This window comes from Caulobacter sp. P4_E5 (genome assembly GCF_056401555.1).
Genome location: NZ_JBFUJD010000014.1, coordinates 1 through 20,095, shown reverse-complemented (window position 1 = coordinate 20,095; position 20,095 = coordinate 1). Strand labels below are relative to the sequence as shown.

Below are 20,095 nucleotides of genomic sequence, written 5' to 3'. Positions count from 1 at the left end.
GTGAGCTGATGGCCGGGAGCGGGGCGTGGCGTTGGGGTGTGGCGGTCGCCGTCGCGGCGGTCCTTGTTGGCTGCGGGCGACAAGGCGAGACGCGGTCTTCTGGTCCGATCGAGGTCAATGGCCAGCCGGTCGACCTTCGCCAACTCGAAAAGGAATCCGAGCGCGCCGAGCAGGCGGCCCAGAAGGGAACCCGCGCCCTGGCCCCAGCCAGTCTGAAGGATCTGCTGCCGGCTAGCGTCGGCGGCTACGCTCGGGGCGATGTTTCCACGGGCTTGGGTCCCGAGCCCGGCATGGCCAAGGCCCGGGCGCGCTATGTGAAGGGAACCTCGGCCTTCGTCCTCGAGGTCACCGACTTGGGCGCGATCGGCGCCGTCGGCGCTGACGCGGACGCCCAAGGCGCTTCGAGCGTCCGGCGCACCGCGACCGGCTACGAAAAGATCACCACGGCCGCCGGGCGGATGGTCACCGAGGAATGGGATACGGCGTCGAGGTCGGGACGCTACAGCATCGTGGCGGCCGACCGTTTCGCGATCTCCGCCGAGGGCTCGGCCGATACGGTGGACGTGCTGAAGGCGGCCGTCGAGACGGTCAACGCCGCGCGGTTGCGAGCGCTGGCGGGCTAACGCGACGGGCTCTGGCCGACCACCAAGCGGTGGGCGCGGGGCGCGACGCGGGTCAGCAGCTCGTAGGCCGACGTGCCGGCGGCGTTGGCAGCCTCGTCGATCGGCAGGTTCGGGCCGAACAGCTCGACCATCGCTCCCGGGCGAGCGGTGTCGCAGCCGGTGACCTCGACCGCGATCACGTCCATCGAGACGCGCCCCAGCAGCCGACGGCGCGCGCCGTCGAACCACACCTGGCCGTTGGGATGGCTGGCCCGCAGCACGCCATCGGCATAACCCGCCGCGACGATGGCCACGCGCGTAGTGTCCGGCGCCGTCCAACGCGCGCCATAGCCGACGCTTTCGCCGCGCGGCACGACGCGGACCTGCAGGATCGGCGCTTCCACCGTGGCGACGGCGCGGATCTCGGGATGCGGGACACCCTCGGGCCCGCCGCCGTAGAGGCTTATCCCCGGCCGGGCCTGGTCGAAACGATAGGCCTCGCCCAGGAACAGGCCCGCCGAATTGGCCAGGCTGCGACGCGCGTGCGGCAGCAGGGCGACAACCTCTTCGAAGCGCTCCAGCTGGCGCGCATTCAGCGGATGGGCGGGGTCGTCGGCGCAGGCCAGGTGGCTGATGATGAGATCGAGGTCCAGGCGCTTCAGGCGATCGGTCGCCCCGACCAGCACCTTCACCTCCTCGAGCCGCAGGCCCAGGCGGTTCATGCCGGTGTCGACGTGCAGCGCCGCCTGCAACCGGCCGGAACGGGCCTGGGCATTCCAGGCCTCGATCTGGGGCAGGCTGTTGAGCACAGGGGTGAGGTTGGCGCCCTGAAGGGTGTCGCCCGAGCCCGGGGTCGCGCCATCCAGGACGTAGATGACGGCCTCGCGGTCGCCCAGGGTCCGGCGCAGGGCCACGCCTTCGGCCAGACGCGCGACGTAGAAGCTCCGGGCGCCCTCAGCCCACAGGCGGTCGGCGATCTCCGCCGCGCCCAGGCCGTAGCCATCGGCCTTCACGGCTGGCGCCAACTCCGCCCCGCCCGCGCGGGCGCGCAGGGCGGCGAAGTTGCTGGCCAGGGCGTCGAGGTCGATGGTGATGCGGGCGTCGGTCACGGGGCGCTCTTTAGGGTCTAGAGCGCCCTGCACCAATAGCTTTTCCGATCAACCACCGTAGGCGTAGTCAGGCTTTCCATACACCCCGACCAGATCGATCGCGTATTGGATCGAGGCGGAGGCGTCGAGCAGGTAGGCGTTGCTGGCGCGAGAATAGACGCCAACGTCGCCCTTGGCGGCCTCGGCAAGCAGCCAGCCGACCATGGCGGCCTTGGTGCCCTGGCCATTGAGGCCGTCATGGCCATAGGTTTCGAAATAGGCGTCTCGCCCGCCGCTCAGGAGGGCGGTGATCTTCGCGTCGGTGGGCGTACCGCCGAAGATTGTCGTGTAGGCCTTCTTGGTGGCCTCCGCCAAAGTCAGCGAGCCATAGTCGGCGGCGAACTTGGTTTTGCCTTCGCCGTTGATGCCGAGGTTCACGGCGAAGTTGATGTAGCGGTTCTCGAGATTGAAGTTCTGGTAGTAGGCGCTGTTCAGGTTGTTCGGGTTCGTACCCGTGGGCGAGACCAAGTAGGTCATCCCGCCCGGCTGGGGAGTCTTACCGGTAAAGAACTGATAGGCCAGGTTGGCGACGGTGGTCGTCGCATCGGCTTGATCGATGATGTACTTGACGGCTTGGTCGGTAGTCCAGGTTCCTGCGTGGGTCTTGTCCGTGACATAGCTCAGGACAGAGGTCGCTTGGGAGGTCGTCGACTGTAAGAGTAGAACCGAATAGATCACGTTCGAGATTTTCGTGTCAGCGACGACGGTGTTCTTTCCATCGCTAAGAAGGTCTTCGGACCCGACGATGAAGTAATTGCCTGCGGTCGTAATGTTCGCGTAATAAATGTTGATCTTGTAGGATCCGGTGTAGTCCGGCTTGAAGTATAGAATGCTGTCGCGCGGATAGGTGTCGGGCATGCCGATGTCATCACCATCGGTGAAGTCCAGTAGGTAGCCGTCCGTGTCGTAGATCGCGATGCTGACCCGGAAATCGCCTGTGGCCAGGAAGTTGTAGGTCGCCCCCGCGGTCAGATTGACCGTCAGGTAGTCGATGGTCTCGCCAAACGTGAAAGCGCCGCTGAACGAGGTGTCGCGGTCGTAGGACTGGACCGTGGTGTTATAGAAATAGAGCTGGCCGTCGGGGTTCTGAAAGGCGCTGGCGCCTCGGATAAGGGCGGCGTCGCTAGCGGTCCAAAATGGGTTTCTCGGCATTGAAGTAGGCTCCTCCCGTCTTGGGGGAACCTAAGCAAGCTGCACTTTAGATCAAGTCGTTTTACCCATCTTAGGTTGCTCCCGTGCGACAAGCGGTATTTTCGTATATTCGACCTAACTGTGATGGGTCGCCAGGAACCGTCCGACCAGGTTCTCCGCGCCCGAGGCGATGATCTGCACGCCGATGCACAGCAGCAGGAAGGCGACCAGGCGTGACAGCACCCGCGCGCCGGACGGGCCCAGCAGCCGCATGACCTGGCCCGAGGCGCTGTAGAGCAGCCAGACCATGATCGCCACCAGGGCGGCGGCGAGGCTCGCGCCGATGAAGAAGGGCGCCACCGCGCTGCCTTCGGTCGGACGCTGCGACGAGAGCGCGATGGCCACGGAGATCGAGCCCGGGCCGGTCGTGAACGGCATGGTCAGTGGGAAGAAGGCGACGTCTTCGTGGGTCTGGGCCGGCTCGGTCTGGCTGGTCTTGCGGTCCTCGTTCTCTTGCGGGTCCATCAGCAGGCCCCAGGCGCGGATCGCCACGACCAGGCCGCCGGCCACTCGCAGGGCGCCCAGGCTGACGCCGAAGAAGTTCAGGATGTAGCCGCCCAGCAGCAGCGAGCCCAGCAGCACCAGGAAGGCGTAGAAGCCGATCGCCCGGGCCAGCTTCAGCCGTTCGGCCCGCGTCCGCCCCCCCATGGCCTGGTGAAAGATCAGCGAGGCTCCGACCGGATTGACGATCGAGAACAGCGCCGGAAACGCCAGCAGGAAGGCGCCGATCAGGCTGGAGGTGGGTAGGGGGCTGAAGTCCATGCGACTCGTCGGGGCTGGGGCGAGGGGGTGACCCTGGCTTGAGCGATGGGGCGTAGTCAAACGGGTGAGGCGAGCGCCCCCTCCGTCACGACGCGTATCCGCATCGCGCCACCTCCCCCGCTTGGCGAGGGAGGAGGAGACGCTCCCTCCTCACCCGTGAAACGGGGGAGGTGGATCGGYGTCGATAGACGGCGAGACGGAGGGGGCGCTCCGCCGGACCTACTCGTCCGACGGAATGTTCCGCGCCTGGGCGAAGTAGTGGTCGCGGGCCAGATTGCCGAAGCGGGTGGTGTCGCTGTTGAACGACAGGCGCACTGTGCCGATGGGACCGTGACGCTGCTTGGCGATGATGACCTCGGCCAAGCCCTGCAGGCGGTCCATGTCTTCCTGCCAGGTCAGGTGCTCGGGGGTGCCCTCGCGCGGCTCGGCGCGGCCGACATAATAGGCCTCGCGATACACGAACCACACCATGTCGGCGTCCTGTTCGATCGAACCGGATTCGCGAAGGTCGGAGAGCTGGGGCCGCTTGTCGTCGCGCTGTTCGACCTGACGCGACAGCTGCGACAGGGCGATGACCGGACAGCCCAGCTCCTTAGCCAGGGCCTTGAGGCCCATGGTGATCTGGCTGACTTCCTGAACGCGGTTGGCGTTCGAACCGAGGTCGGAACCGGTGACCAGCTGCAGGTAGTCGACGACCACCAGGTCCAGGCCGACCTGGCGCTTCAGGCGACGGGCGCGGGCGGTCAGCTTGGCGATCGAGATACCGCCGGTGGCGTCGATATAGAGCGGCGCTTCTTGCAGCTCCATGGCGGCGTCGCGAACCCGGCCGAACTCGGAGGCGTCGATCTCGCCCTTGCGGAGGCGGTCGCCCGACACGCCCGAGGCGTCGGCCAGCATACGCAGGGCCAGCTGCTCGGCGCTCATTTCCAGCGAGTAGAAGGCCACCACCCCGCCCTGGACGGTCTTCTTGGTGCCGTCGGGCTGGATCTCGTAGGCGTACTTCTTGGCGATGTTGAACGCGATGTTGGTCGCCAGCGCCGTCTTGCCCATCGACGGGCGGCCGGCCAGGACGATCAAGTCGGACGGGTGCAGGCCGCCGATCTTCTGGTCCAGGTCCATCAGGTCAGTCGAGACGCCCGACATGCCGCCGTCGCGGCTGTAGGCCTCGGCGGTCATCTCGACTGCGCCGCGCAGAGCGTCGCCGAACGACACGAAGCCCGACGAGGCCGCGCCGCTTTCGGCCAGGCTGTAGAGGCTCTGTTCGGCCGCTTCGATCTGGTCGCGGGCGGTGCGCTTTTCCTCGGCCGTGCCCTGGGCGGCCACGGCGATGTCGCCGCCGATGCGGATCAGCTCGCGCCGCAGGGAGAGGTCGAAGATCACCCGGGCGTAGTCGCCGGCATTGGCGGCCGGCGGGGCGCGGTCGACGAGGTCGGCCAGGTAGCGCAGGCCGCCCAGTTCTTCGAACGCGGGGTCCTTCTTGAACTCGTCGGCCAGCAGGATCGGCTCGGCCAGCTGGCCCTTGCGAACGTGGGTCTCGATCGCCTGGAACAGGCGCTGATGGAATGGCTCGTAGAAGCAGCGCGCCTGCAGGCTGTCGGTCAGGCGTTCGTAGGCCGCGTTGTCGTAAAGCAGGACGCCCAGCAGCGCCTGCTCGGCCTCCATGTTGTGCGGGGCCACGTTGATCGTGGGTTCTTCATGCGGTGAGCGCAGATCGAGCGCGGGAACGAGGGACATCATCGGAAGTTAACGCGACGAGCCTTTCGACGCGCGGGCGACTTGGCCCGGCGACTCAGATGAACGGGGATATTCTGTGTATGTTCTGAGCCCCCGAAAGTGCAAGCGCACGAGCGCTTGGAGGCGTCCGTTTCTGACGTGAGGCGCGAAGAAAAGGGCGCGGAGATCGCTCTCCGCGCCCAAACGTTTGCGGACCTTTCAGGGCCCGTTCAGCCTACCAGTTCACGCTGACGCGGGCGTACAGGAAGCGTCCGTTGAAGCCGAACGGCGAGTAGCTGGGGAAGCCGATCGACCCGCTGGGCGAGTTGATCAAGGCTGGCGTCTTGTTCGGATATTGGTCGAACAGGTTGTTGAGGCCCAGGGCCAGGCCCGCCGGGCCCAGCTTGTAGCGGCCTTCCAGGTCGACGATCCAGGTGTCGCCGGTGTTGTAGTCCAGGATCGGGTTGTTGTTCGGCACCAGGACGCTGTCATAGAAGGTGCCCTTCAGGGTCGCACCCCAACCGCCCAGCGACCAGTCGGTGTTCAGCACGAACTTCTGGTTCGGCGTGCCTTCCTCGTAGGTCTTGACGTTGCCGCGGTCGAACAGGAACGGCGGCTGCGAGACCGAGGTGATGGTCGGCAGACCCGGGGTCTTTCTGACCTCGGTGCCGTTGAAGTTGGCGGCCACGGTGAAGTCGAAGCGGCCGGTGTCGACCGTGTCGAGACGGTAGCGGCCGACGATGTCGACGCCTCGGGTCCGGGTCTCGACGCCGTTCAGGAAGAAGCGGGCCGCGCTGACGCCGTAGGGGGCGAGCAGGGCGTTGATCACCGCCGCGGTCGCCGCCGGGGTCGACGGGTTGGGGAGGTTCTCGGACAGCACGATGCGGTCGTCGATGTCGATCTGATAAGCATCGACAGTCAGCTCGAACGGACCGGTGCGGAAGACGATGCCCGCCGAGTAATTCATCGACTCCTCGGGCTTCAGCGGCTTGGCGCCCAGGGCCACGGCGATGGGGCTGTTGACGGTGAAGGTGCCGGACTCGACCAGGATCGAGCCGGTCGGCGTGGCGACGTTGTTGGTGGCCGTGTAGCTGAAGTACTGCTGCTGCAAGGCCGGCGACTTCACGCCGCTGGAGATGGCGGCGCGGACGGCCAGGGCGTCGTCGATGTCATAGCGGGCCGACAGCTTGCCGGTGACCTTCGAGCCGAAGTCCGAATAGTCCTCGTAGCGGCCGGCGACGTCGAACGACAGCTTCTCGGTCAGCTTCCCTTCCAGGTCGAGATAGGCCGAGATGTTGTGGCGGTCGACGTCGACCTCGTTGGTCGGGCGGAAGCCGCCGAAGCCTTGCGACACGGGCGCGCCGGGCAGCGGGCCCTTCGTATAGGAGGCCGCTTCGCCTTGGCGGACCTGGAAGGTCTCCTGGCGATATTCGAGGCCGAAGGCGACGTTGGTGGGCGCGACCAGGCCGAAGTCAAACGGCTTGGACATGTTCAGATTGACCAGGAGCTGATCGTAGTCGAGCCCGCCGGCCTTGAAGGTGCGGGGCGAGGCCGCGCCATAGGTCGAGTTGATCGTGTTCTTGATCGTGTAGTCGAGCGAGTTCTTGCCGTAGGTCACGCCCAGGTCGGTCGTGAAGCCGCCCAGCTCGCCCTTGATCCCGCCCGCGACGTTGTAGTCGTCGATCTTGGTGGCGATGATCGGCAGGAAGCCGCCCGGATAGACCGCCGGTACGTTATTGGCGTTGTTGTAGGTCCGGGCGGTGGCGGCCGCCTCGGTGTCACGGCGCTGATAGCCGCCGTAGCCGTACAGCGACCAGGTCTCGCCCATCGGCACGCCGGCGTTCAGATAAAGCGCCTTGCTCTCCAGCTTGGGATCGCCGTAGCGGCCCAGCACGATGGGACGGCCGTAGGCGGGGGCGGCCACCGGGTCGACATAGTCGGCGCGGTTGGTCGGGTGGCGGTTCAGATACTCGGCCGCGACGGTCAGAAAGCCGGTGTCGCCGATCGGCAGGCCCTGCCAGCCGGAGACCGACATGGTCATGCCGTCGTGGGCCTTGCGCTCGCCGCGGGCGGTCTGGACCTTGGTGTCGTAATTGCCCCAGTTGACCGTCACGCCGCCGCCGCTACGGGCTTCGCGCAGACGCAGGTTGATCACGCCGGCGATGGCGTCGGCGCCGTACTGGGCCGAGGCGCCGTCGCGCAGGACTTCCACCCGCTCGACCGCCACGGTGGGGATCGAGTTCAGGTCGAAGGCGGTCGAGCCGCGGCCGATCGAGCCGTTGATGTTGACCAGGGCGCCGACGTGGCCGCGCATGCCGTTGATCAGCACCAGGGTCTGGTCAGGGGCCAGGCCGCGCAGGGTGGCCGGGCGGACGTGGTCGGTGCCGTCGGTGATGGCGGGGCGCGGGAAGTCGATGGCCGGGGTCAGGTTCGACAGCGCCTGGGCCAGTTCGGCCCCGCTGCCCTGTCGGGCCAGGGCCTGATTGCTGATGACGTCGACGGGAGCGATGGTGTCCAGCCGGGTTCGGCCGGGCGTCCGTGTGCCGGTGACGATGACCTCTTCCACCGACGTAGTTTCGGCGGCCGGCGCGGTCTGGGCGTGGACGGTTCCGGCGCACGCGGCGGCGGACACGGCGGTCAACAACAGGTGACGCAAGCTCATGCGGTATTCCCCTCTCACAAGGCGGAGGGGCCGCTCCTGCCGACCGACTTCCCCCCAATACGAGGCGTTTTCGCCTCTTAGGGGACAACATGGGCGTGTTGGTCGGCGCCTACAAGTTGATCATTTCTAAAATGAAACAAAGAAAAACGGCGCGGATCGCTCCGCGCCGTTCTCTTGATAGTCGTCCGATTCCGGAAGGAATCAGGCTTCGTAGTGGTCGCCTTCGAACGAGCCGGCGCCGCCTTCGGCCATGTCTTGGGCGGCTTCGGCGTCAGCGGCGCGGTCTTCTTCGAACTGCGAGGCGATGACGTTTTCGCCGCGCGCCTGGCGCTCGGCTTCGTCCTGGCTGCGCGCGATGTTCAAGGTGACCGTGACGGTCACTTCGGCGTGCAGCTTCACCTTCACTTCGTGGACGCCCAGCGTCTTGATCGGCTTGTCCAGCACGACCATCGAGCGGTCGACCTTGCCGCCTTCGGCCTTGATGGCGTCGGCGACGTCGCGACCCGCGACCGAACCGTACAGCTGGCCGCTTTCGCCCGCTTGACGGATCATGATGTACTGGGTGCCGTCCAGCGCTTCACCGTTCTTGCCAGCGGCTTCGCGGTTGCGGACGTTGCGAGCCTCGATCTCGGCGCGTTGCGCCTCGAAGTTGGCTTCGTTGGCCTTGGTGGCGCGCAGGGCCTTGTGACGCGGCAGCAGGAAGTTACGGGCGAAGCCGTCCTTCACCGTGACCACGTCGCCGAGGACGCCGGTGCCTTCAACGCGTTCGAGCAGAATGACTTTCATCGTGGCGTCTCCCTTACTTCACGACGTAGGGGAGCAGAGCCAGGAAGCGGGCGCGCTTGATGGCCTTGGCCAGTTCGCGTTGCTTCTTGGCCGACACCGCGGTGATGCGCGACGGCACGATCTTGCCGCGTTCGGAAACGTAACGCTGCAGCAGCTTCACGTCCTTGTAGTCGATCTTCGGCGCGTTGGCGCCCGAGAACGGGCACACCTTGCGGCGACGGAAGAACGGGCGGCGAGCACCGCCAGCGGCGGCGGCCGGAGCGCCGGCTTCGGGAGCAGTCGTATCGGTCATGATCTCTTCTCCCTTACGCTTGAGCCTGAGGCGCGAAGTCGTCGCGCGGACGTTCCGGGCGATCGCCACGGTCACGACGCGCCAGGACCGGCGACAGTTCCAGGTCCAGCTCTTCCACGCGGATGGTCATGAAGCGCAGCACATCTTCGTTGATGAGCAGCTGACGCTCCATTTCCTTCACGGCCGGCGCCGGGGCGTCGATCGCGAGCAGGGAATAGTGGCCCTTGCGGTTCTTCTTGATGCGGTAGGTGAGGTTGCGAAGGCCCCAGTACTCGATCTTGGCGATGTGGCCGCCATTCTCTTCGATGAGGGTCTTCAGTTGCTCGTTCAGAGCTTCGGCCTGTTGCGGCGAGATATCCTGCCGCGCGATGACCACGTGTTCGTAGAACGCCATGTTTTCCTTCTTCCGTTGTGGAAGGCGGCGTGGGCGACGACGGAAGTCCGTCGACCACGATGGATCCTGCAAGCCGAGCGGGGAAATCCCCGGTCCCGGATGGGTGCGTGCAAGACCGCTCTTCCATGAGAACGCGCGCTCCTACAGGAGAAGAGGGCGAAAGGCAAGGCGCATCGAGGTTTGCCGCCGAAACGGGCGGTCTCGAATCTGTCATACAAATGACGGCCTGACGGGCTTCATCCGCGATGGCGAGTATGCTAGCAGGCGAACATGGGTATCGGGACACGCCTTGTGATCGCGCTCGCGACGGCCGCCGCTGTGACGGCCGTTGGCGCGTCCGCGCATGCCGAGATCATTCAAAAGCCCGCCATGTCGGTCTCGGCCAAGGACGGCCGCTTCGCCGGCTATTCGGCGGCCCTGCCGCTGGATCTTTCCACCGACACCGAGAAGGTCGCCCTGACCGTCAGGACGGCGGGCACGCTCGAAAATCCGACCTACGACTTCGACCTCAACCTGACGCAGAAGCCCGATGACAGTCGCATCGGCCAGCGGGCCCTGGCGGTCGGCGCCTCGTGGAACGACCGCGAGGCCAGGCTGCGCTCATCGATGTCGAAGATGTTCGGCTTCGGCCTGCTGCCACGCGCCAACTATGTCCGCTTCTCGATGGACATGGACGCCAGTCAGGCCATCGCCGTGCCAGGCAAGATCCCGGTGGCCCGCGCCAATATCCGCTCGTCGCTGACCCTGGAAGGGCGGCCGATCGGCTCGATCGCCCTGGGCGGCGGCTCGACCGGCGAAGAGGGCATCGACCTTTCGCTGACCCGGCCGTTCGACATTCCGGCCGAGATTACCGTCAGCCTGCGCGGGTCGCCCACGCGGGGGATCAACGCCCGCGACGAATGGCGGCTGCAGGACGCCCGCGCCATGGTCAAGCTGGTGAAGGCGAGCTGGTAGCCTCAAGCTTGCCGGTCTTGGCCTTCTTGGCCGTCACCTCAGCGAAACGCTTCAGATAGTCCGGGTTCTCGGTGCCCATCAGCCTGTCCCACCAGGTGAAATAGAGGCCGTAATTCCAGCCCGCCTGGGCGTGGTGCAGGTCATGATGGGTCACGGTCGTGATCCAGGGCAGCAGCGGCCGGCCGTCCTTGCGGGCGGGGAACAGCTCGTAGCCCGAATGGCCGAGGGTGTTGCGGACGATCTGATGCAGCATGAACAGCCCGATCACCGGCCACTGCGTCGGGACCAGGATCATCCACAGCGGCACGAACACGCCGTTGATGAAGGCTTCGCCGAGATCGAAGCTGTAGGCGGTGAACGGCGAGGGGTTGTTCGACCGGTGGTGGCGTCGGTGGAAGGCCCGAAATAGGCGACGGTCGTGGATCAGCCGGTGCGTCCAGTAGAACCAGGCGTCGTGGGCGACGATCATCAGCACGAGGCTGGTCCAGAACCAGGCCGGGCCCCACCCCTTCGCGATGTACGGTCCCGGCAGCCAGCCGGCGCGAAACAGAGCGAAGGTCAGCAGGCCCACGGTCGAAAAGATCATGATCGAGCGGATCGAGGTCAGGAACTCGATCAGCAGCTGGCGCGCGGCCGGTCGGCCATCGCGGATCTTGCGGCCCGCCAGCGGCGCGGCCAGCAGGACCCACAGGACCAGCCAGACGCTGACCGAGAAGGTGACGTAACGGGTGACGTCGACCTGCATGGCGTCGAGCCAATTGCGGGCGAACGGGAGGAGGGGGGCGAGCAGTTGGGACGCCATCGGAGGCTCCTGGGCGGTGAGAGACCTCGCCAGGGAAGCGGCCCGGCCTTCGACCGTCTCGCCGGGTGCGAAATCAGGCCCGCTTGTCGGCTTTCGACGCGTCTTCGCCGGTTTCGACCAGCCGCAGGCGCGGGATGGCCGGCGTGGTTTCCTGACGCCAAGCTGTCGGCGTGACGCCGGCGGCGGCGCGGAAGGCGCGGTTGAACGGGCCCAGCGAGGCGAAGCCCAGCTCATAGGCGATGGTCGAGACCGACTTCAGCGCCTGCTCGGGATCGGCCAGGGCGATCTTGGCCGCCGCGATCCGCCGGCCGTTGACGTAGTCGGCGAAGTTGCGGTGGCCCAGCACGCCGTTGATCAGCTTGCGCAAGCGGTGCTCGGGCGCCCCGACCAGGGCGGCCAGGGTCCCGATCGACAGGTCCTCGCCGCGCCAGACCTCGTTCTCGTTCATGGCCTTGTCCAGGCGCGCCAGGACGAGGCGGTCGGCGGGGGTGAGGTCCAGCATCTCCACCGGCTTGGGTTCGCGCACGTCATCCGCCGCCGGCGCGGCCTGGACCAAGGCAGGCTCGGCGCGCAGCAGGACGAGAGCCGAGCCGATTCCGAGACCGGCCAGGGCCAGGGCCTGGGCCATGCTCGGCAAGACGGGGCCGTGGCCGAACCCGAAATCGCACAGGGTCTGGATGAACATATAGCCCGTCGCCGCGGCCGCGATCGGCGCGCGGAGCCGGCGGCGGCGTTCGACCAGGTCCGTTTGCCAGCCTTTCCAGGCCATCAGCAGGATGTGGACCATCAGCACGACCGAGAAGGCGGCGCACAGCAGCCAGACGGCTCCGCGCGCTGGAGACGGCGGCAGAAACGCACCGGCGGCCCACAAGGCCAGGGTCGCGCCGGGGATGGCGAAGCGCCAGGACGGGATCTTGGGCTCGTCCTCGAACAGGACCGAGCAGAACAGCCAGAACAGGCTCGTCGCGGACGCGGCCATGGCCCAGGTGACCAGGCTGAAGTGGCGATGCGCGGTGTAGTAGAACTGGTTCTCGACGACGTGGGCGATGGCGCAGGCCATCAAGGCGACCCCCACCCAACGGGCCGGCGTCAGGCTCCGGCTGGCGGCCAGGGCCACGCCGGTGGCGGCGAAGGCGCCGATAGCGACACCTCTCGCGGCGATCTCTAGGGAGGCGGGATCGGTCATGCCCGATCATCTCTCCAAGCGCGCGCGACCCTCAAGCCGCGCGGCTGGTCGAAACCCGAAAAGCTTGGCTACTTCTTGTGGGCGGCGTTGTAAGCCTTCACCGCGTCCATGGTTTGGGTCACGTGGCCGGCGAAGTTGCCGTCGGTGTAAGCCATCAGGATCTTGTGGTCCGGGGCGATCACGTACGAGGTGCGGTTCGACCATTCGGGCTTCTGCGACAGCACCACGTCATAGTTCTTGACCAGGGCGGCGTCGGCGGCGGCCACCGCGAACTTGTCGCGGCAGTGCTCCTTGGAGAAGTCCTTGATGCGGTCGACATTGCCGGCCGTGACGCCGATCACCGTGGCGCCCAGCTTTTCAAATTCGGGGGTGGCCTCGGCGAACTCGTGGGCCTCGGCCGTGCAGCCGGCGGTGTAGGCGGCCGGGAAGAAGTACAGCACCACCGGTCCCTTCTTCAGGGCCTTGGCCAGCTTGAAGTCGAAGTCCTTGCCGGCCAAGGCGGCCTTGGCGGTGAACTCGGGAGCCTTGTCGCCGACCTTCAGCGCGGCCAGGGCGGGGGAGGTTGCGGCCAGGGCGAGGGCGGCCGCGGCGATACCGGCGAGCAGACGAGGCATCAAAAAGGCTCCAGCGGGGGGATGTTTACGGTCACGTCTTGGATAACCCCATTCTCCCGTCTTCCAAACCGCTACCTTCGTCGTTACCTGCCCTTACAGACATTGGGGAGAAGACGATGGCGCTGGGCGAGTCCGAGGTTCCGACCCTGGCTGAGTGGGCTGGCGGCCCGGCAAGGTTCAAGACCCTGTTCGAGACCTTCTACGCCAAGGTGCCGGATGACCCGATCCTGGCCCCGGTCTTCGCCCACATGGACCCCCGGCACGCCGAACACGTGGCGGCGTTCGTTGGCGAGGTGTTCGGCGGGCCCAAGACCTATACCCAGGCTGGCGGCGGACACGCCGCGATGATCCGCAAGCACATGGGCCGGCATCTGACCCAGGAGCAGCGCCGGGCCTGGGTGGCCCTGATGCTGGCCACCGCCGACGAGGTCGGGATGCCCGACGATCCGGAATTCCGCGCCGCCTTCGTGGGTTATCTGGAATGGGGCACCCGCCTGGCGGTGATCAACTCGGCCGCGGGCGTGCCCGAGCCCGAGGGCGAGCCGCCGATGCCGGTCTGGGGTTGGGGACCGCCCGGAGGGCCGTGGCTAGGGTGAGAAGACGGGGCCGACTTGCCGCCCAGGCCCCTTTGGCCTAACCCTCCGCCCCTTGAATCTAGTTGAGACGGAGCGGGCCATCATGAGCATCGCCTTCATTTTCCCCGGCCAGGGCAGCCAGTCGGTCGGCATGGGCGTCGATCTCGCCCAGGCCTTCGCCGCCGCCCGCGAGGTGTTCCAGGAAGTCGACGACGCCCTGGGCCAGAAGCTGTTCGCCCTGATGAAGGACGGGCCCGAGGGCGACCTGACCCTGACCGAGAACGCTCAGCCGGCCCTGATGGCCGTCAGCCTGGCCGTGACCCGCACGCTGGAGAAGGAGTTCGGGATCGGCATTGATCGCGCCGCCTTCGTGGCCGGTCACAGTCTCGGCGAATACTCGGCCTTGGCCGCCGCCGGCGCCATCACCCTGGCCGACACCGCACGTCTGCTGAAGCTGCGCGGCCAGGCCATGCAGCGCGCTGTGCCGGTGGGCGAGGGCGCGATGGCTTCGCTGATCGGTCCCAAGACCGACCTGGCCCTGGCCGAAGCCGCCGCGGCCGCCGGCTCGGAAGTCGGGGTCTGCGTCGTGGCCAACGACAACAACAACGGCAATGTGGTGATCTCCGGCGCCAAAGCCGCCGTGGATAAGGCCATCGAGAAGGCCAAGGAACTGGGCGCGCGGGCCATTCCGCTGAACGTCTCGGCCCCGTTCCACTGCCCGCTGATGCAGCCGGCCGCCGACGAGATGGCCGAGGCGCTCGCTCGCACCACCATCATCGCCCCGCGCGCGCCGCTGGTCGCCAATATCACCGCCGCGCCGGTCCACGACCCGGACGTCATCCGCAAGCTGCTGGTCGAGCAGGTCACCGGCCGCGTCCGTTGGCGCGAGAGCATGACCTGGCTGGCTGCCGACGGCGGCGTCACGCGTTTCGCCGAGGCCGGCGCCGGCAAGGTGCTGTCCGGCATGGCCAAGCGCATCGCCCCGGACGCCGAGGCGACCCCGCTCAATACGCCCGCCGATCTCGAAGCCTTCGCGGCGTCGCTTTAGAAACTGTCATCCCGGGCGAGCGCGTAGCGCGGCGACCCGGGACCGCAACAAGCGCCGGCGTGTCCGGCGGTCCCGGCTCTTCGGCCGGGATGACAAATTTGGACTGGGAGACCCAACCATGTTCGACCTCACCGGCAAGACCGCTCTCGTCACCGGCGCCACCGGCGGCATCGGCGGCGCCATCGCCCGCGCCCTGCACGGCCAAGGCGCCCATGTCGTCCTCTCGGGCACCCGCGAATCGGCCCTGGCCGAGCTGAAGAGCGAACTGGGCGAGCGCGTCTCGACCGTGGTGGCGAATCTCTCGGACGCCGAAGCTGTCGATGGCCTGGTCGCCAAGGCCGAAGAAGCCGCCGGCGCGCCGCTGGACATCGTGATCGCCAACGCCGGCATCACCCGCGACGGCCTGATCGTCCGCATGAAGGACGAGGACTGGGAGACCGTGATCAAGGTCAATCTGGAGGGCTATTTCCGCCTGTCGCGCGCCGCCGCCAAGGGCATGATGAAGCGCCGTAGCGGTCGTATCATCGGCATCACCTCGATCGTGGGCGTCACCGGCAACCCCGGCCAGACCAACTACGCCGCCTCCAAGGCCGGCATGATCGGTTTCTCCAAGGCCCTGGCCCAGGAACTGGCCAGTCGTGGCGTGACGGTGAACTGCGTGGCCCCTGGTTTCATCGCCAGCCCGATGACCGATGCGCTCAACGAGCAGCAGAAGGCGGGCATCCTCTCGACGATTCCGGCCGGCAAGCTGGGCGAAGGGAGCGATATCGCCGCGGCGTGCGTTTTCCTGGCCAGCGATCAGGCCGGCTACGTCACCGGGCAGACCTTGCACGTCAACGGCGGCATGGCCATGATCTAAAACCGCCGTTCCTCCTTCGGTCTGCCGCTAGCAAGCCGAAAAGGAACGTGATAGGCGGAGCCCGACAATTCCTGCGAATAGCGTGGCTTGCCTCGCTGTTCATGGGCCGAAAATTTCTTAAGCGAGGGACTAACAGAATGTCCGACATTCTCGAGCGCGTGCGTAAGATCGTCATCGAACACCTGGATGCCGATCCCGAGAAGGTCACCGAGAAGGCTTCCTTCATCGACGACCTGGGCGCCGACAGCCTCGACAACGTCGAGCTGGTGATGGCGTTCGAAGAAGAGTTCGACATCGAAATCCCGGACGACGCCGCCGAGCACATCCAGACGGTTGGCGACGCCGTGAAGTTCATCACGGAAAAGACCGCCTAATCAGGCGTCGAGTTCGCTAGTCGAACCTGACCATTTCCGCCGCGTCGCACGGGCTCTTGCCATCGTGCGCGCGGCGGTTTTCGTTTGAGGCCAAGATTCGCGGCTGGCGCGGCTAGGGGCTATCCCCGGATGCAGCGTCCCGCACGAAGGTTTGGGAGTGATCCATGCGTAGAGTCGTTGTCACGGGTATCGGCCTGCTGACCCCTCTGGGCCAGGGCGTCGACATCACCTGGAAGAACATCCTGGCCGGCAAGTCCGGCGCGAACCGCATCACGGCCTTCGATCCGACCGAGTATGCGTGCCAGGTGGCCTGCGAGGTTCCGCGCGTCGACGGGCGCGGCGGCGGCGGCCCCGACGTCGAGGGCTCGTTCAACCCGGACCTGACCATGAGCCCGCGCGACCAGAAGCGCGTGGACGATTTCATTCTGTATGGCATCGCCGCCGCCGACGAGGCCATCAAGGATTCGGGCTGGGTCCCGGAGACCGACGAGGACAAGTGGCGCACCGGCGTCATCCTGGGCTCGGGCATCGGCGGCCTGTCGACGATCGCCGACACGGCCCTGGAGCTGGAGGCCAAGGGTCCGCGCCGGGTCAGCCCGTTCTTCATCTCCTCGGCCCTGATCAACCTCATTTCGGGTCAGGTCTCGATCAAGCATGGCTTCAAGGGCCCCAACCACGCGGTGGTGACGGCCTGCGCCACCGGCGCCCACGCCATCGGCGACGCCATGCGGCTGATCAAGTACGGCGACGCCGACGTGATGGTGGCCGGCGGTGCGGAAGCGGCGGTCTGCAAGGTTGGCATCGCCGGCTTCATCGCCTGCCGCGCCGTGTCCACCGACTGGAACGCCACGCCCGAGAAGGCCTCGCGTCCCTACGACAAGGACCGCGACGGCTTCGTCATGGGCGAGGGCGCCGGCGCCCTGGTGCTGGAAGAGTACGAGCACGCCAAGGCGCGCGGGGCCAAGATCTATGCCGAGGTCGTCGGCTACGGCCTGTCGGGCGACGCCCACCACATCACCGCCCCGTCGGAAGACGGCGAAGGCGGCGGCCGCGCTCTGGCGGCGGCGATGAAGGACGCGGGCCTGAAGCCCTCGGACATCGACTACGTCAACGCCCACGGCACCTCGACCATGGCCGACGGCCTCGAGGCCGGCGCGGTGGAACGCTTCCTGGGCGACCACGCCAAGAACGTCGTCATGTCCTCGACCAAGTCGATGACCGGCCACCTGCTGGGCGCGGCCGGCGCGATCGAGGGCATCTTCTCGATCCTGGCCATCCGCGACCAGATCGCCCCGCCGACCATCAACCTCGACAATCCGGACGTCCACGTCGCCATGAACCTGGCGCCGAACAAGGCCGTGCCGATGAAGATCGACGTGGCCGTGTCCAACAGCTTCGGCTTCGGCGGCACCAACGCCACCGTCGTGTTCAAGAAGGTCACGTGAGCAAGAAGACGCCGCCTCGCGCCCGCGCGCCCAAGGGGCCCCAGAGGGCCAGAACCGCCCGTCGCGAGACGGCGTCGCTAGGGCGCCGCCTGGTTCGCGCCCTGTTCGGCGCGGTCACGACGCTGGTCGTGGTCGGCATGGTGGCCATCCTCGGCGCGGCCTGGGTCTATCAGGGCCCCGGTCCCGCCGCCAAGGCCGGCGACAAGACGACGGTGATCCTGCGCAAGGGCGCCAGCCTGCCGGAGATCGCCGCCAGCCTGGAGCGGGGCGGCGTCATCCGCTCCTCGTCGATCTTCATGACCGCCGCCAAGGTCACCGGCGCGGCCCGGACCTTGAAGGCCGGCGAGTACGAGTTCGGTTCGCGCGCCTCGATGGCCCAGGTGCTGGACGCCGTCCGCCACGGCCGCATCGTCCGCCACTGGATCACCGTGCCCGAGGGCCTGACCTCGGACATGGTCATGGACATCCTCACCAAATCCGACGTGCTGACCGGCAGCGCCGCGACCCCGCCCGAAGGCGCGATCCTGCCCGAGACCTACGAGGTTCAGCGCGGCGAGGACCGCGCCGCCGTCCTGCAGCGCATGATGGACGACCGCGACAAGCTGCTGAACCAGCTGTGGGCCAACCGCGTCCAGGGCCTGCCGTTCCAGACCAAGGACGAGGCCGTCACCCTGGCCTCGATCGTCGAAAAGGAGACCGGCCTGGCCTCGGAGCGTCCGCGCGTGGCCGCCGTGTTCGTCAACCGCCTGCGCACCGGCATGCGCCTGGGGTCGGACCCGACGATCATCTACGGCATCTCGCGCGGCCGGCCGTTGGGCCGGGGCATCCGCCTGTCGGAGCTGCAGCGCCCGACGCCGTACAACACCTATCTGATCGCCGGCCTGCCGCCGACGCCGATCGCCAATCCGGGCCGCGCGGCCCTGGCGGCGGTGCTGAACCCGGCCAAGACCGACGACCTCTATTTCGTCGCCGACGGCACCGGCGGCCACGTGTTCGCCTCCACCCTGGAGCAGCACAACGCCAACGTCGCCAAGTGGCGGCAGATCGAGCGCGACCGCGCGGCCGACGCGCCGGTCAAGCCGGCGGGGGACTGAAAACCATGGCGCTCTCGGGGATGACGGGTTTCGCCCGGGTCGAAGGCGCGCACGGCGCCTGGACCTGGGCGGTCGAGGCGCGCAGCGTCAACGGCCGCAACCTCGAGACCCGCTTTCGTGGCCCGCCGGGCTTCGAGAGCCTAGAGCGCGCCGCTCGTGACGGCTCGCAGGCCCGCTTCCAGCGCGGCCAACTGACCGTCAACGTCCAGGCCAAGCGGGCCGAGACCTCGGGCGAGACCCAGGTCAATGTCGCCGCCCTGGAACGCTACCTGACCGCCGGCGGGCCCTATGTCGCCACCGGCATGGTCGCCAAGCCCACCCTGGACGGCCTGCTGGCTCTGAAGGGCGTCATCGAGGCGCGCGAGGACGAGGACGACGCCGAGACCCGCGCTACCATCGAGGCGGCCATGGCGGCCTCGATCGCCCAGGCTCTGGACGGCCTCAAGGCGGCGCGGCTGGAGGAGGGCGCGGCCCTGGATCCGGTGCTGAACGGCTTGGTCGACCGCATCGAGGCGCTGACCAACCAAGCCGAAGGCGAGGCCGCCGGTCAGCCGGCGGTGCTGAAGGAGCGCTTCGCCCGCCGCATGGCCGAACTGGTCGGCGAGGCCGCCAGCGAGGAGCGCATCGTCCAGGAAGCCGCCGCCCAGGCCGTGAAGGCCGACGTGCGCGAGGAGCTGGACCGCCTGATCAGTCACATCGCCGGCGCGCGGGCCCTGCTTTCGAGCGAGGGCGCGTCGGGCCGCAGGCTCGACTTCCTGTCCCAGGAATTCATGCGAGAATCCAATACCCTCTGTTCGAAATCGGCCCTGACCGCCCTGACCGCGATCGGTCTTGAGCTGAAGGCCGTGATCGAGCAGTTCCGCGAGCAGGTCCAGAACGTTGAATAAGCCCCATCATCCCCATCGCGGCCTTCTGCTGATGGTCGTCGCCCCCTCGGGCGTCGGCAAGACCTCGCTGACCCGCCGTCTGGTGGCCGACCACAACGACCTGCACCTGTCGATCAGCGCCACGACCCGCGACCCGCGGCCGGGCGAGCACGACGGCCGCGACTATCACTTCGTCAGCCGCGACAAGTTCCAGGCGATGATCGACCAGGACGCGTTCCTGGAGTGGGCCGAGGTCTATGGCAACTATTACGGCAGCCCCAAGCCGCCGATCATGCAAGCGCTAGAGCGAGGCGAAAGCGCCCTGTTCGACATCGACTTCCAGGGCGCCATGAAGGTTCACGCCCAGGCCCGGGAAGACAGCGTGCTGGTCTATATCCTGCCGCCGTCGCTGGCCGAGATGAGCCGCCGACTGCACGCGCGCAGCCAGGACAGCGAGGAGGTGATCCATCGTCGTCTCGCGCGCGCCAAGGACGAGGTCGCCGACTGGGAGCGCTTCGACTACGTCATTCTGAATGAGGATTTCGACCGGGCCTATTCGGACCTGGCCCACATCTATCACGCCGAGCGTCTCAAGCGGGCGCGTAACCCGTGGATCGGCGGCCTGGTGGGCGATCTTCTGAAGGAAGAGATCTAGCGGCGAGCCAAGGCCCGCCGCCAGGACCTCGCGGCTTAGAGCGTGGCAGCCGAAAGTGTGAGCGGTTTCGGCG

At 67.2% G+C, this 20,095-nt stretch carries 21 protein-coding genes; 10 read left to right on the top strand and 11 right to left on the bottom strand.

The features are described from left to right. Window positions 1–38: 38 nt before the first annotated feature. Entirely contained in the window at window positions 39–623 is a 585-nt protein-coding gene (locus tag AC1DSO_RS06585) for a hypothetical protein (protein WP_477068084.1), read from the top strand. On the opposite strand, the gene alr is transcribed toward AC1DSO_RS06585, so the two are convergent. From alr to rpsF, 8 genes are all read right to left on the bottom strand, one after another. Beyond that, on the bottom strand, window positions 620–1,711 hold the full coding sequence (gene alr, locus AC1DSO_RS06580) for an alanine racemase (protein ID WP_477068083.1): 1,092 nt from the start codon (window positions 1,709–1,711) through the stop codon (window positions 620–622). The two genes, AC1DSO_RS06585 and alr, sit on opposite strands and share 4 nt — an antisense overlap. A 48-nt stretch (window positions 1,712–1,759) precedes the next feature. Beyond that, complete coding sequence (locus AC1DSO_RS06575) at window positions 1,760–2,902, bottom strand: hypothetical protein (RefSeq protein ID WP_477068082.1); 1,143 nt, start codon at window positions 2,900–2,902, stop codon at window positions 1,760–1,762. A 114-nt stretch (window positions 2,903–3,016) separates the two neighbouring features. Beyond that, window positions 3,017–3,703, bottom strand: coding sequence for a MarC family protein (locus tag AC1DSO_RS06570; protein ID WP_477068081.1), 687 nt, complete (start codon window positions 3,701–3,703; stop codon window positions 3,017–3,019). Window positions 3,704–3,922: 219 nt separating this feature from the next. After that, entirely contained in the window at window positions 3,923–5,440 is a 1,518-nt protein-coding gene (locus AC1DSO_RS06565; RefSeq protein WP_477068080.1) for a replicative DNA helicase, read from the bottom strand. A 211-nt stretch (window positions 5,441–5,651) separates the two neighbouring features. After that, window positions 5,652–8,078 (bottom strand): TonB-dependent receptor plug domain-containing protein, encoded by a 2,427-nt coding sequence (locus AC1DSO_RS06560; protein WP_477068079.1) that lies wholly within the window; start codon window positions 8,076–8,078, stop codon window positions 5,652–5,654. Between the two features lie 201 nt (window positions 8,079–8,279). Beyond that, a complete protein-coding gene (gene rplI / locus AC1DSO_RS06555; RefSeq protein ID WP_047405120.1) occupies window positions 8,280–8,864 on the bottom strand; it encodes a 50S ribosomal protein L9 in 585 nt (194 codons plus the stop codon). Window positions 8,865–8,877: 13 nt separating this feature from the next. Continuing rightward, window positions 8,878–9,156 carry a 30S ribosomal protein S18 gene (gene rpsR / locus AC1DSO_RS06550; RefSeq protein WP_004615089.1) on the bottom strand — a complete coding sequence of 93 codons (279 nt, stop codon included), beginning with the start codon at window positions 9,154–9,156 and terminating at the stop codon, window positions 8,878–8,880. A 13-nt stretch (window positions 9,157–9,169) separates the two neighbouring features. Beyond that, complete coding sequence (rpsF, locus tag AC1DSO_RS06545) at window positions 9,170–9,550, bottom strand: 30S ribosomal protein S6 (protein ID WP_047405128.1); 381 nt, start codon at window positions 9,548–9,550, stop codon at window positions 9,170–9,172. Window positions 9,551–9,820: 270 nt separating this feature from the next. Here rpsF and AC1DSO_RS06540 point away from each other — a divergent pair, with 270 nt between their 5' ends. Further along, window positions 9,821–10,504, top strand: coding sequence for a hypothetical protein (locus AC1DSO_RS06540; RefSeq protein ID WP_477068078.1), 684 nt, complete (start codon window positions 9,821–9,823; stop codon window positions 10,502–10,504). Here the strand turns inward: AC1DSO_RS06540 and AC1DSO_RS06535 are convergent. From AC1DSO_RS06535 to AC1DSO_RS06525, 3 genes are all read right to left on the bottom strand, one after another. Continuing rightward, a complete protein-coding gene (locus AC1DSO_RS06535) occupies window positions 10,479–11,294 on the bottom strand; it encodes a sterol desaturase family protein (RefSeq protein ID WP_477068136.1) in 816 nt (271 codons plus the stop codon). The two genes, AC1DSO_RS06540 and AC1DSO_RS06535, sit on opposite strands and share 26 nt — an antisense overlap. Window positions 11,295–11,379: 85 nt before the next feature. Next, on the bottom strand, window positions 11,380–12,492 hold the full coding sequence (locus tag AC1DSO_RS06530; protein WP_477068077.1) for a helix-turn-helix domain-containing protein: 1,113 nt from the start codon (window positions 12,490–12,492) through the stop codon (window positions 11,380–11,382). A 68-nt stretch (window positions 12,493–12,560) separates the two neighbouring features. After that, window positions 12,561–13,106 (bottom strand): peroxiredoxin, encoded by a 546-nt coding sequence (locus AC1DSO_RS06525; protein ID WP_477068076.1) that lies wholly within the window; start codon window positions 13,104–13,106, stop codon window positions 12,561–12,563. Window positions 13,107–13,222: 116 nt separating this feature from the next. On the opposite strand from AC1DSO_RS06525, the gene AC1DSO_RS06520 reads away from it, so the two are divergent. From AC1DSO_RS06520 to gmk, 8 genes are all read left to right on the top strand, one after another. Continuing rightward, window positions 13,223–13,702: a group II truncated hemoglobin gene (locus AC1DSO_RS06520; RefSeq protein ID WP_477068075.1), complete on the top strand. Its 480-nt coding sequence runs from the start codon at window positions 13,223–13,225 to the stop codon at window positions 13,700–13,702. Window positions 13,703–13,784: 82 nt separating this feature from the next. Continuing rightward, window positions 13,785–14,729, top strand: a complete 945-nt coding sequence (fabD, locus tag AC1DSO_RS06515) for an ACP S-malonyltransferase (RefSeq protein WP_477068074.1) — start codon at window positions 13,785–13,787, stop codon at window positions 14,727–14,729. 118 nt (window positions 14,730–14,847) lie between these two features. Beyond that, window positions 14,848–15,588 carry a 3-oxoacyl-[acyl-carrier-protein] reductase gene (fabG, locus tag AC1DSO_RS06510; protein WP_477068073.1) on the top strand — a complete coding sequence of 247 codons (741 nt, stop codon included), beginning with the start codon at window positions 14,848–14,850 and terminating at the stop codon, window positions 15,586–15,588. Window positions 15,589–15,725: 137 nt separating this feature from the next. Continuing rightward, a complete protein-coding gene (locus AC1DSO_RS06505; protein ID WP_004615098.1) occupies window positions 15,726–15,962 on the top strand; it encodes an acyl carrier protein in 237 nt (78 codons plus the stop codon). 164 nt (window positions 15,963–16,126) lie between these two features. Beyond that, on the top strand, window positions 16,127–17,407 hold the full coding sequence (gene fabF / locus AC1DSO_RS06500) for a beta-ketoacyl-ACP synthase II (RefSeq protein ID WP_047405147.1): 1,281 nt from the start codon (window positions 16,127–16,129) through the stop codon (window positions 17,405–17,407). Continuing rightward, window positions 17,404–18,501 (top strand): endolytic transglycosylase MltG, encoded by a 1,098-nt coding sequence (gene mltG / locus AC1DSO_RS06495; protein WP_477068072.1) that lies wholly within the window; start codon window positions 17,404–17,406, stop codon window positions 18,499–18,501. Before fabF ends, mltG begins: the two co-directional genes overlap by 4 nt. Before the next feature lie 5 nt (window positions 18,502–18,506). Further along, complete coding sequence (locus AC1DSO_RS06490; protein ID WP_477068071.1) at window positions 18,507–19,388, top strand: YicC/YloC family endoribonuclease; 882 nt, start codon at window positions 18,507–18,509, stop codon at window positions 19,386–19,388. Beyond that, complete coding sequence (gene gmk / locus AC1DSO_RS06485) at window positions 19,381–20,022, top strand: guanylate kinase (protein ID WP_477068070.1); 642 nt, start codon at window positions 19,381–19,383, stop codon at window positions 20,020–20,022. Before AC1DSO_RS06490 ends, gmk begins: the two co-directional genes overlap by 8 nt. Window positions 20,023–20,095 lie beyond the last annotated feature (73 nt).